Source organism: Streptomyces sp. NPDC050388, from assembly GCF_040655635.1.
In the GTDB taxonomy this organism is placed as follows: Bacteria; Actinomycetota; Actinomycetes; order Streptomycetales; family Streptomycetaceae; genus Streptomyces.
On record NZ_JBFAKH010000060.1, the window covers coordinates 1 to 11962 of the forward strand.

General features: G+C 72.1%; 10 protein-coding genes and 1 pseudogene. 9 read left to right on the forward strand and 2 right to left on the reverse strand.

What is annotated here, in order from left to right; genetic code table 11:
- Positions 1 to 273 precede the first annotated feature (273 nt).
- The 3 genes from AB0I73_RS28505 (at position 274) to AB0I73_RS28515 (ending at position 3414) form a co-directional block, all read left to right on the forward strand.
- Positions 274 to 1638, forward strand: a complete 1365-nt coding sequence (locus tag AB0I73_RS28505) for an MFS transporter (RefSeq protein ID WP_363042026.1) — start codon at positions 274 to 276, stop codon at positions 1636 to 1638.
- A 37-nt stretch (positions 1639 to 1675) separates the two neighbouring features.
- Positions 1676 to 2848: an anhydro-N-acetylmuramic acid kinase gene (locus tag AB0I73_RS28510; RefSeq protein ID WP_363042099.1), complete on the forward strand. Its 1173-nt coding sequence runs from the start codon at positions 1676 to 1678 to the stop codon at positions 2846 to 2848.
- 233 nt (positions 2849 to 3081) lie between these two features.
- Entirely contained in the window at positions 3082 to 3414 is a 333-nt protein-coding gene (locus AB0I73_RS28515) for a putative quinol monooxygenase (RefSeq protein WP_363042028.1), read from the forward strand.
- Between the two features lie 77 nt (positions 3415 to 3491).
- Here AB0I73_RS28515 and AB0I73_RS28520 read toward each other — a convergent pair whose 3' ends face one another.
- Positions 3492 to 4370: an endonuclease/exonuclease/phosphatase family protein gene (locus AB0I73_RS28520; protein WP_363042030.1), complete on the reverse strand. Its 879-nt coding sequence runs from the start codon at positions 4368 to 4370 to the stop codon at positions 3492 to 3494.
- A 123-nt stretch (positions 4371 to 4493) separates the two neighbouring features.
- On the opposite strand from AB0I73_RS28520, the pseudogene AB0I73_RS28525 reads away from it, so the two are divergent.
- Positions 4494 to 5215: pseudogene (locus tag AB0I73_RS28525) on the forward strand (SAM-dependent methyltransferase); the annotation flags it as partial.
- A gap of 114 nt (positions 5216 to 5329) precedes the next feature.
- Here the strand turns inward: AB0I73_RS28525 and AB0I73_RS28530 are convergent.
- Positions 5330 to 6286 carry an iron-siderophore ABC transporter substrate-binding protein gene (locus AB0I73_RS28530; RefSeq protein ID WP_363042032.1) on the reverse strand — a complete coding sequence of 319 codons (957 nt, stop codon included), beginning with the start codon at positions 6284 to 6286 and terminating at the stop codon, positions 5330 to 5332.
- An 84-nt stretch (positions 6287 to 6370) separates the two neighbouring features.
- On the opposite strand from AB0I73_RS28530, the gene AB0I73_RS28535 reads away from it, so the two are divergent.
- The 5 genes from AB0I73_RS28535 (at position 6371) to AB0I73_RS28555 (ending at position 11944) form a co-directional block, all read left to right on the forward strand.
- Positions 6371 to 7369, forward strand: coding sequence for an iron ABC transporter permease (locus tag AB0I73_RS28535; protein ID WP_363042034.1), 999 nt, complete (start codon positions 6371 to 6373; stop codon positions 7367 to 7369).
- Entirely contained in the window at positions 7366 to 8469 is a 1104-nt protein-coding gene (locus AB0I73_RS28540; protein ID WP_363042036.1) for an iron ABC transporter permease, read from the forward strand. Before AB0I73_RS28535 ends, AB0I73_RS28540 begins: the two co-directional genes overlap by 4 nt.
- A complete protein-coding gene (locus tag AB0I73_RS28545) occupies positions 8466 to 9281 on the forward strand; it encodes an ABC transporter ATP-binding protein (protein ID WP_363042038.1) in 816 nt (271 codons plus the stop codon). Before AB0I73_RS28540 ends, AB0I73_RS28545 begins: the two co-directional genes overlap by 4 nt.
- Before the next feature lie 213 nt (positions 9282 to 9494).
- A complete protein-coding gene (locus AB0I73_RS28550) occupies positions 9495 to 10526 on the forward strand; it encodes a LacI family DNA-binding transcriptional regulator (RefSeq protein WP_363042040.1) in 1032 nt (343 codons plus the stop codon).
- A 320-nt stretch (positions 10527 to 10846) separates the two neighbouring features.
- Complete coding sequence (locus AB0I73_RS28555) at positions 10847 to 11944, forward strand: ABC transporter substrate-binding protein (protein WP_363042042.1); 1098 nt, start codon at positions 10847 to 10849, stop codon at positions 11942 to 11944.
- Positions 11945 to 11962 lie beyond the last annotated feature (18 nt).

Sequence of the window (11962 nt, forward strand, 5' to 3'; positions counted from 1 at the left end):
ACGCGCACCGCTCGGGCACGGTCAAGGGGCTGAACGCCGAGGTGGGCGCGTCGGTCACCTCCGGCGCGGTGATCTGCGAGATCAAGGACTGACGGAGCCTCGGCCTCCGCCCTGCGCCGGTCCGCAGCGGCGGAGGCTTCGGCTCGGCCCGGTCGACGCGGCCGGCGCTGTTGGTGAAAGTTATCGGCAGGTGATGGATGGACCATTGAAACTAACTTCCAATCAAGGAAAGCTTCCGTCCGCTTGGCATCCATGACGTCGAGAGGGCGCCGTATGACCATTCCCGTGCACGGCCCGGTCGAGGGAACCGCCAAACCGCCGCGATCGCGCAGGGCTCTGGTGGCGGGGTCGGTGGGCAACTTCATCGAATGGTACGAGTTCGGCGTCTACGGATATTTCGCCACCGTCATCGCCGCCAACTTCTTCACACCCGAGGGCGGAAGCGACGTCGAGGCGTTGGTCAAGACCTATGCGTCCTTCGCGCTCGCCTTCTTCTTCCGCCCGGTCGGCGCGGCCGTCTTCGGCCGCTTGGGCGACCGGATGGGGCGCCGCCCCACGCTGATCCTCGTCATCCTGCTGATGACCGGTGCCACCACCTTGATCGGTCTGCTTCCGACGTACGCCACGCTGGGTGTCGCGGCCCCCTGGCTGCTCACGCTGCTGCGCATCGTCCAGGGTCTGTCCGCGGGAGGGGAGTTCGGCGGTGCCGTCTCGATCATGACGGAGTTCGCCCCGCCGGGGCGGCGCGGGCTGTACGGGTCCTGGCAGTCCTTCACGGTGGCCCTCGGCCTGCTCGCCGGAGCGGGCATGGCCGCGCTGCTGGCCACCGTGCTGACCGAGCCGGAACTCAACGAGTGGGGCTGGCGACTGCCGTTCCTGCTGACACTGCCCCTGGGGCTCGCCGCCCTGTGGCTGCGGCTGAAGCTGGAGGAGACCCCGTCCTTCCAGCGAACGCGAACGCGGACGCGCATTCGGACTCGGACACAGTCCCCGGGCGCGGGGGACCGCCCGCAGGCGGTGACGCCGGCACCTGCCCCCGCACGTGAGGTGGCCAAGGCCATCGCACTCGGTGCCGGGCGGCTCATGGGATGGTCGGCGGCCGGCTACACCTTCCTCGTCGTCATGCCGTCCTACCTCCAGAGCACGCTCAACGCCTCGTTCCAGCAGGCCCTGATCGCCACGGTCCTCGCCAACCTGGGCTTCGCGGCCTCCATCATCCCGGCGGGCGCGCTGAGCGACCGGATCGGCCGCCGCGCGGTGATGGTGGCCGGAGCGGTGCTCGTGGCCGTCCTCGCGTTCCCCCTGATGCACCTGTTGCAGGGTTCCGGCACCTCGACGGCCACCAAGAGCCTCGCGGTGTTCGCCGCCGGTGCCGCCGTCGGGCTGATGGCGGGTCCCGGGCCCGCGATGCTCTCGGAGATGTTCCCCACCAGCGTCCGCTACACCGGCCTCGGTCTGGCGTACTCGCTGTCCAACGCCGTCTTCTCCGGATGCGCCGGCCTGATCATCACCGAAGCGATCGAACGGACCGGCAACATCGACATTCCCGCCCACTACGTGGTCGTGACCTGTGCCGTCAGCACGCTCGCCCTGCTCACCCTGCGCGGCGACGACCACCGTCGCGCGTTGCGCGACTGACCGCCGTACGGACCGGGGAAGAGGTGTGAGGATGACGATGCGGGTCATCGGGCTGATGTCGGGGACGTCCCACGACGCGGTCGACGCCGCCGCGGCCGACCTGACCCTTGAAGGGGACAGTCTGCTGCTGACCCCCCTGGGCATGGTGAGCGACCCCTACCCGCAGGAGGTGCGGGCCGCCCTGACGGCCGCGCTGCCGCCGGCGTCGACCACGATGAGGGACGTGTGCCGGCTCGACACCCGAATCGGCCAGGCGTTCGCCGCCGTGGCCACTCGCGCCGACCGGGAACTGTGCGACGGACGCGCCGACCTCGTCGTCTCCCACGGTCAGACCGTCTACCACTGGGTCGAGCGGGGCCGGGTGCACGGCACACTGCAGATCGGCTCACCCTCCTGGATCGCCGAGGCCACCGGCCGCCCGGTGGTCTCCGACCTGCGCACTCGCGACGTCGCCGCCGGCGGCCAGGGCGCGCCCCTGGTGAGCGTCGTCGACGTGATGTGGCTGCGCGGGCGGCCCGGCGTGCCCGCCGCCCTGAACCTCGGAGGGATCGCCAACCTCACGGTGGCCGGCGCGGCCGGTGACCCGGTCGCCTTCGACTCCGGCCCCGCCAACGCCCTCGTCGACGCGGCGGTGCACGCCCTCACCGACGGCCGGCTGGAATACGACCGGGACGGAATGCTGGCCGCCCGGGGCAGGGTCGACCCCGCTCTGCTGCAGCGTCTCCTCGACGAGCCGTACTACGCGAAACCGCCGCCCAAGACGACCGGCAAGGAGCTGTTCCACTGGCCCTACCTGCAAGCCGCCCTGGCCGGCCGCGACCGGATCCAGGCCGAGGACGTGGTCGCCACCGTCACCCACCTCACCGCCCGCACGGTCGCCGACGCGGTCCGCGCGGTCGGGGCGAGCGAGGTCATCGCCTCGGGTGGCGGAACCCGCAACCCCACCCTGATGTCCATGCTGAGCACCGCGCTGCACGGCATCCCGCTGCTGACCTCCGACGACCTCGGGCTGCCCTCGGCGGCCAAGGAGGCCTACGCCTTCGCCGTCCTCGGATACCTGACCGCGCACGGACTGGCCGGCACGGTCCCGGCCTGCACCGGCGCCCGCCGTCCCAGCGTCCTGGGCTCGATCACGCCCGGCAGCCGGGGGCTGCGCCTGCCGGAACCCGCCACGACCACCCCCCTGCGTCTGCGCACGGCACCGGTCTGACGTCCCTGTGCGGGGAGGTCACCGCCGAGGCCCGCCCGCCCCGTGTCGGCTACGATCTTCGCAGTCGGCCGTGTTCGACCTGTGTCACGGCCACGACCGTGCGCTGCCGGATCCATCGGGCCGGTGACCGTCCCGGCCGACGGAGCGGGCACTCCCCGGGCCGGTGTTCGCCCGCCGGACGACACTCCGGGCGGTGCGACGGCACGCAGAGAACCGATGAGGGAGACCGACCGATGATCTTCATCACCGCCAAATTCCGTATCCGTCCCGAGTACGCGGACCAGTGGCCTGACATCGCCGCCGACTTCACCGCGGCGACCCGCGGTGAGCCGGGCTGCCTGTGGTTCGACTGGTCCCGCAGCATCGATGACCCGACGGAGTACGTCCTGGTCGAGGCCTTCCGCGACGACGAAGCGGGGGCGGCCCACGTGCAGTCCGAGCACTTCAGGGCCGCGCAGCGGACCCTGCCGCCGCACCTCGTCGAGACCCCGCGGATCGTGAACGCGACGGTGCCGCAGGACGACTGGTCGCTGCTGGGCGAGATGAGCGTCCCCGGGCAGGACTGACACCCCGTCACCTCGCTGCTTCGAGGCGGGTGTCCGGGGACGACTCCCGTGAGGTGTCGTCCCCGGTCCTGGCTTGCTCAGCGGCCGCGCCGGTGCAGCCTCAGGTCCGTGACCACGGGGCGGTGGTCCGACGCGTCCGTCGCGACTTCGCGGGCACCGGTCACGGTGATGTCGGGGGAGACCGTCACCAGGTCGATCCGCTTGACGGGGTCGACCGCCGGGTACGTCCCGCCGCCGTCCGGGGCGGCGTCCCGCAACCGCTGCCACAGCGGTGCCAACTCCGGGGCCGTCGCCTCGGCGTTGAAGTCGCCGACCAGGATCTTCGGTCCGCGGTCGGCGGCCAGCACCTCGAGCATGTCCGCCACCTGGGCCGAACGGATCGACGGGTCGGCCCGGTAGTCCAGGTGCGTGCTGTAGACGTGTACGAACGCACCCTTGACGTCGACCGTCACCTCGGCGAAGCCTGGCGCCGGGGCGGGCACCGGATCGGGCGTCTGGGTGGAGAGCCGGGTGATCTCGTGGTTCTCGGCCTCGAGCACCGGGTAGCGGCTCAGCACGGCGACACCGTACTGCCGGCGCTCCCCGTCCGCGGTGGCCGGGTCCAGATCGTAGATCGGCGCGAAGAACACCCGCATGTCCAGCGTTTCGGCGAGTGCGCGGGCCTCGTCGACGAAGTCGCTCCGGGCGCCCCAGTGCACGTCGACCTCCTGGAGACCGACCACGTCGGCGTCCAGATCACGTATGGCCTCCGCGGTGCGTTCGAGGTCGAAGGCCCCGTCCTGACCGGCTCCGGCGTGGATGTTGTAGGTCGCCACCCGCAGCGGTACGGCCGGGGCCCGTGCCCCGGAGGGCCCGGCCTCCGCGGCTGTGGCCGGTGTCACCGTGGCGAGTACGACGGCGGTCAGCAGGGCGGCCGTACGGGCACCGCGGACGGGGCGCCGGGAGCTGTGCTGCATGCCTTCTCCGAACTGAGCAGGGGTCAGGAACCGTGTCACGACCGCGTCATTCTCTCTCGCTCGGCCCGACTCCTGTGGGTAGGTTGCTGCTTTCCGGCCGGCCGTCGGAACTGGAGCGTCCGCGTGCCCGAGACCCCCGCCGCTGGTGAACCGGGCGACAGGATCAGGACCGATCAGCCGCACACGGCACGGATCTGGAACCACTGGCTGGGCGGCGGGGACAACCACGCGGTCGACCAGGAGGTGGGAGAGCAGATCCGCGAACTCCACCCCGGCATCGGCGAGTACGCCCGCGCGGGCCGGCAGCTCCTCGACATCGGCACCGGACTGCCCACCGCCGGCAACACCCACGAGGCCGCCCAGCGGACCGCCCCCGAATCCCGCGTCGTCCACGTCGACAACGACCCGATCGTTCTGGCCCATGCCGCGACCTTGCCGACCAGTACGTCCGAGGGCCGCACGTCCTACCTCGACGAGGACCTGCGCGACACCGGCACCCTCCTGGCGTGAGCCGGACGGCTGCGGGATCCCGACCGGCCCGTGGCACTGACCCTGCTGGGCGTCGTCATCCTCATCGAGGACGACGCGGAGGCCCACGGAATCGTGCGGCGTCTCATGGGCGCCCTGCCGACGGGCAGTCGCCTGCTTCTGTCGCACACCGTCACGCGGCCGGACGAGCCCGATGCCGACGCGGCCGTCGCCTTCCGGAAAGGACACGGCACCTTGAAGCCGACCCGGCGGCCCCCGGAGCGGTGGCCGGATTCTTCGACGGGCTCCAGCTCCTCGGACCCGGAGGGGTGCCCTGCAACCACTGGCACCCCCGCCCGGCGACGTGGCCCTCGGCGAGGAGGCAGCCGTGTACGGCGGAGTGGCACGCAAGCGATGCCCCCGGGCCCGGGCCGGTCCGAGCGGGCCGACACCGTCGTGCCCCGGGAGGGTGAGGGCGGAGGCGGCTCAGGTCACTTGGTGAGTGCCTTCTCGATGTCGGTGATGACCTGTTCCATGGCGTTCGGGCCGTTGCTGCTGCTCCAGACCTGGCCGTCGACCCCGTGGTCCTGTCCTGCCCGGACCGCGTTCATCCGGGTGAAGGCCTTCTCCGAGCGTGCGGCCTCCAGCGCCTTGTCGCCTTCGGCGTTGAGCGTGGCGATGAAGACGTGGTCGGCGTCGGCCTTGGTGAGGTTCTCCAGGGACAGCGGGTCCGAGTGCGGCTGCGCGCCGAGGTCCTCGGCGATGGGCATCGGCGCCAGACCGGCCTCCCGCAGCATCGCGGTGGGCATGTTGGCGGCATTCATCACGATCGGTCCGCCCGGCATCCACCGCATCACGACGCCCGTGCCCTCGGCGCCGTCGCCCGCCTTCCGCGCGCGGTCGAGCAGGGCGTCGATCTTCTTGTCGAGTTCGTCGGCCTTGCCGAGCGCCTCGCCGTAGGTGTCGAGGCCGGAGCGCCAGTCACCGGCGGCCGGGACGATGGTCGGCGCGATGGCGGAGAGCGTCTCGTACTGCGACTTCTCCAGATCGGCGCCGGTGAGGATGATGTCCGGCTCGGCCTTGAGGATCGCCTCGGTGTTGGGCTCCCTGACCGTGGCGACCAGCGGGATGCCCTCGGCCCGTTCGCCCAGATAGGCGGGAGCACCTTCGGCGCCCCTGGCGGCGCTGGTGCCCACCGGGGTGATGCCGAGGGAGAGGGCGGTGTCCAGAGAGGCGTCATTGAGGGTGACGACCTTCTTCGGCGTGCCGTCGATCTTCACTTCGCCGAAGGCCGTCTGCACGGTCCGCCCGGTCCCGACCGCCGCCTTCTCCGTGCTGTCGCCCGGGGTGCCGGAGTCGGAGCCCGAGCAGGCGGCGAGCGTCATGACCAGCGGGGCGGCCACCAAAGCGAGAGCGGCGGAGCACAGCGGGGAGCGGCTTCTGGGCATGGGTGTCTCCAGGAAAGGCGGATGTATGGCGCAAGCAAAATTAGGTTAACCTCACCTTTGTTGAATGTGAAAGGAGGGACGGTCGTGACGCTGCGTTCACTCATCCTGCGTGGCTTGCTGCCCGGCGCCGGGCTGCTGGTGGCGGCCGTGATCGCAAGCCTGCTCCTGGGGGCGGGGGACGTCGGACCGCTGCGCGCCTTGTCCGCCCTGCTCGGCGGGGCGGACGGCGATGCCCGTTTCACCGTGCTGGAACTGCGGCTGCCGCGCACCCTGGTCGCGGTCGCCGTCGGCTTGGCCCTGGGTGTCGCGGGAGCCCTGCTCCAGGCAGCCGCACGCAACCCCCTGGCCGAGCCGGGCCTGCTGGGCGTGAGCGCGGGGGCCTCCTTCGCAGTGGTCGTCGCCCTGGTCCTCGGTGCTTCGGCAGCCACCCTCGGCCCGTATGTGGCAGTTCTGGGGGCGGGCGCGGGGTGTCTGCTGGCGCTGGCCGCGGCCCGGCTGCGCGGGGCCGGGGACGATCCCGTGCGCCTCGTGCTCGCCGGTGCGGCCTTCAGCGGGCTGATGGCCGCGGGCTCCTCGGTGCTGCTGCTCGTCGACGCCCGCGCCGCCGACGAGATCCGCTTCTGGACCATCGGGTCGGTCGCCGGACGGGAACTGGCGGACCTGTGGGCCATCGTTCCCGTCGTCGGTCTCGGGCTTCTCCTCGCCGTCCTCGTGGCTCCCTCCCTGACCGCGCTGAGTCTCGGCGACGACGTGGCCACCGGCCTCGGTCACAAGCCCGGCCGGGTCCGGACCCTGGCGGTGACGGCGGTGGCCCTGCTGGTCGGCGGGGCCACCGCCCTGGCGGGCCCCGTGGCCTTCGTCGGACTCGTCGTGCCGTTCGCCGCCCGCGCCCTGGTCGGTCCGGACCTGCGCCGGCTGCTGGCCGTCTCCGTCCTCATCGGCCCGGCCACCGTGCTCACCGCCGACGTCGTCTCCCGGATCGTCGCCCGCCCCTACGAGATGCCCCTCGGCGTCATGACCGCGCTCCTCGGCGCGCCCGTCCTGGTCGCCGTCGTCCGATCCCACAGGTTGCCCTCGCTGTGAAAACTCTCCCCGCCCCGTCCGGACCGGCGACCGGGACCGCGGCGCAGGCCCGCCGCGCACCGCGCGGCGTCCCCGGCACCTGGCGCCTGGCCGCCGGCCCCTACGCCGTCCTGATCCCCCGCAAGCCGCTGCTGGGCACCGTCGCCGTCCTGGTCGTGCTGATCGCCGCGAGCGGGGTGCACCTCGCCGTCGGCGAGATCTTCGTCCACCCGCTGGACGCGCTGCGCGCTCTGGCGGGTGAGGGCACCCCCCGCGACATCCTGGTCGTCGAACGCCTGCGGCTGCCGCGCCTGCAGGCCGGCCTGGCCGTCGGCGCCGCCCTCGGCGCGGCCGGCTGCCTGATGCAGACCCTCGCCCAGAACCGGCTGGCCACCCCTGACACCGTCGGCCTCAACGACGGCGCCACGGCCTTCGCCGTCGCCTCGGTCACCGGAATCAGCACCAGCCTGCTGCCCAGCGCCGCCGCCCTCACCGGTGCCGCCACCGCCGCCGCCCTCACCCTCGCCCTCAGCGGCGGCGCCGGACGCGGGGGCTACCGGTTCCTCGTCGTGGGCCTCGGCGTCGGCGCGGTCTTCGGCGCGGTCACCGGTCTCGTCCTGGCCCGTTCGGCCGCCGACTCGGCCAACGCCGCCTACGGCTGGACCGTCGGCACCCTCAACGGCCGCGACCAGGAAGCCGTGTCCCTGCTCGCCGTCGCCCTGCTCCTCGCCCTGCCGCTCGCCATGGTCCTCGGCCGCCGGCTGCTCCTGCTGCGCCTGTCCGACTCCGTCGCCCTCGGCCTCGGCGTCCGTGTCAAGGCCCTGCGCCTGGCCGTCATCGCCGTCGCGGTCGTCCTCGGCGGCCTCGCCGTCGCCGTCGCCGGACCGCTGGGCATGATCGCGCTCGCCGCCCCCGAGGCCGCCCGCCGCGTCGCCGGGCCCCGCTCCGTCCCCGTCCTGCTCTCCGCCCTCGCCGGCGCGCTCTTCACCCTCCTCGCCGACCTGGTGGGCCGCACCGTGCTCGCTCCGCTGGAGGTCCCTGTCGGCCTCGTCACCGCCGTCGTCGGCGGTCCGTACCTGATCTGGCTGCTGCTCACCACCCGTACCAGGAGGTCCCTGTGAACCCGGTCGACACCGACAGCCGCCTGCGCACCCGGGCCCTGTCCCTGGGGCACGGCTCCGACCTCGTCATCGACGGTCTGGACCTCGCCCTGCCGGAACGCCGGGTCACTGTCATCGTCGGCCCCAACGGGTGCGGCAAGTCCACCCTCCTCGGCGGGCTGGCCCGCACGCTGCGCGCGCGGGGCGGCGCCGTCCTCCTCGACGGCCGGGAGCTCACCAGGATCCCCACCCGGGAGATCGCCCGCACCATCGGCATGCTCCCCCAGTCCGCGATCGCCCCCGACGGCCTCACCGTCCGCGACCTCGTCCGCTACGGCCGCCAGCCCCACCAGGGCCTGCTGCGCCAGTGGTCCGCCGCCGACGCCCACGCGGTCGAGGAGGCACTCACCGCCGCCGACCTGCACAGCCTCGCCGACCGTCCGCTCGAGACGCTCTCCGGCGGTCAGCGCCAGCGTGCCTGGATCGCCATGGCCGTCGCCCAGGAGACCGAGATCCTCCTCCTCGACGAGCCCACCTCGGCCCTCGACATGGGCCACGCCCTCGAAGTGCTCGAACTGGTCCGCTCGCTGGCCGCACAGGGCCGCACCCCGGTCCTGGTCCTCCACGACCTGACCACCGCGTGCCGCTACGCCGACCACATGATCGCCCTCAAGGACGGAGCGGTCGTCGCCCAGGGCGCCCCGTCCGCCATCGTCTCCCCCGCCCTCGTCCGAGAGCTCTACGGCGTCGAGAGCGCCATCCTCACCGACCCGGTCCACGGCACCCCGGTGATCTGCCCCCTGCACATCGCCACCTCCACGACAGGTGCCTGAACCCGGGGCGGCCCGGTCCTGGCGGGGCGGCAGGGGCGACCGGCGCGTCCGGTCCGGGTCCGCCCTCCTCGTCCTGCTCCTGGCCTTGTCAGTGTCGCGGAAGCGCGTGTATAACGTTGTAAAACTCTCATCCGGCGGCTCGGCGCCCGGCTCACGGTGACGGCACCCGTCTCGGCACCGGTCCCCGGTCGGGCCGTCCACGAAGGGATTGCCGTGCGGGTCAGCCTCAAGGACGTCGCCGCGCACGCGGGGGTCTCCATCAAGACCGTCTCCAACGTGGTGAACAACTATCAGCACGTCACCCCCGCCATGCGCGAGCGCGTCCAGAGATCCATCGACGCTCTCGGCTACCGGCCCAACCTGACCGCCCGGCACCTGCGCAAAGGACGCACCGGCATCATCGCGCTCGCCCTGCCCGAACTCGGCAACCCCTACTTCGCCGAACTCGCCGCCGCCGTCATCGACACCGCGGCCGAGCACGACTACATCGTGCTGCTGGACCACACCGGGGGCCGTCGCGAGCAGGAGATCCTGGTCAGCCAGGGGTTCCGGGCCAGGGTCATCGACGGGCTCATCCTCAGCCCCATCGAGCTGGAGGCCAAGGACTTCCGCGAGCGCACGGAGCAGGTGCCGCTGGTGCTGCTCGGTGAGCGGGAATACGACCTGCCGTACGACCACATCGCCATCGACAACGTCGCCGCGGCCCGCGCCGCCGTCCGGCACCTGGTCTCACTGGGACGCCGCAAGGTGGCGTTCATCGGGGCCCGGCGCGCCCGCAGCGAACCCGCCCAACTGCGCGTACGGGGCTGGCGCGAGGAGCTCACCGCCGTCGGGCTCCCCGCCGACGAGGGCCTCGTCGCCGCCACCGACGGCTGGGGGCACGCGGACGGTGCGGCGGCGATGGCCCACATCCTGGACAGCGGGCAGCGGCCCGACGCGGTGTTCGCCTACAACGACCCGATGGCCATCGGGGCGATGCGGGTCCTGCACCAGCGCGGCCTGCGGATCCCCGACGACATCGCCGTCGTCGGGTTCGACGACGTGCTCGAAGGGCGGTTCGGCGCGGTGACCCTCACCTCCGTTTCACCGGACAAGGCCGCCATCGGCAGACTCGCGGTGGAGTCGGTGCTGGCCCGGCTGCACGACGCGGATCCCGAGCCGCGTCGCATCCGGGCCGACTACCGCCTGGTCGAACGGGAGAGCACCCTGGGCCGGCCGGCCGGCGCCGGTGCCGCGGACACCTGACCGAGGTTTTCGGCTCCCGGCTCATCGGCCGCGCGGACACTTCTCCGGGCCCTGAACCGGACCCGTCCGGCAAGCGCTTGCCGGGCCTGCCCCGCGTTCGCGCGCCGTCACCGCCGAGGGCAGAGCCTGCTCCCCCCGTTCGCCCCTCCCCCGCCACGCTCCGCTCGCGCCTTGCGCACAGGGGGTTTACAGCGTTCTTCCAACGATGTAAAAACCTGTTGGCGGCGCACCGGACGCCGTGTCGCACACCGGGAGCAGCACCTGTTCCGCGCTCTCCAGCTCCCCAGTTCCCTTTCAGCGTCACCCGGATCGGGGTCACCATGCAGCGCACCACTCATCGCCCTCACTTCCTCGCCCGTCCCGTGCTCGTGGCCCTGGCCGCCACGGTGGCCCTGACCGCCACCTCCTGCGCGAAGTCGGAGGACGACGCGTCGGACGGCAAGAAGTCCCCGTCCGCCGCGGCCGACGCCGGCCAGAAGGTCGTCACGCCGAAGCCGGGCAGCAAGACCTGCACCATCGACGCGTACGGCGGCAAGGAGCTCGCCCTGAAGGGCGCCACCGTCGGTTTCTCGCAGTCGGAGAAGGAGGCCAACCCGTTCCGCATCGCCGAAACGCAGTCCATCAAGGACGAGGCGGCGAAGCGGGGCGTCAGACTGCTGACGGCCAACGCCCAGTCGCAGTTCTCCAAGCAGATCAGCGACGTCCAGGACCTGCTCGCCAAGGGCGTCGACCTGCTGGTCATCGCGCCGCTCAACTCCGACGGCTGGGACCCGGTGCTGCAGGCCGCCGCCGCCAAGAAGGTCCCGATCGTCACGATCGACCGCAAGATCAACGCCACCGCCTGCAAGGACTACGTCTCCTTCATCGCCTCGGACTTCGTCGAGCAGGGCCGGCGGGCCGCCGACCAGATGATCGAGGCCACGGGCGGCGAGGGAGAGGTCGCGATCCTGCTGGGCGCGGCCGGGAACAACGTCACCACCGAACGCACCAAGGGATTCAAGGAGCGGGTCGCGGAGAAGGCACCAGGACTGAAGGTCGTCTTCGAGCAGACCGGTGACTTCACCCGGGAGAAGGGGCAGCAGGTCACCGAGCAGCTCATCCAGTCCAAGCCGGGCATCAAGGGCATCTACGCGGAGAACGACGAGATGGGCCTGGGCGCGGTGGCCGCGCTCAAGGGCGCGGGCAAGAAGGCCGGTGACGTCGAGATCGTCACGGTCGACGGCACGCGCAACGCCGTACAGGGCATCGTCGACGGCTGGATCACCGGCGTCATCGAGTCCAACCCGCGGTTCGGTCCGCTGGCGTTCGAGACGCTGGACACCTTCGCCCAGGGCAAGGAAGTGCCCCAGGACATCGTCATCCAGGACAGCGCCTACGACACCGACAACGCCGAGCAGGACCTCGGCAAGGCCTACTGATCCCCGCGAGGCCCGTTC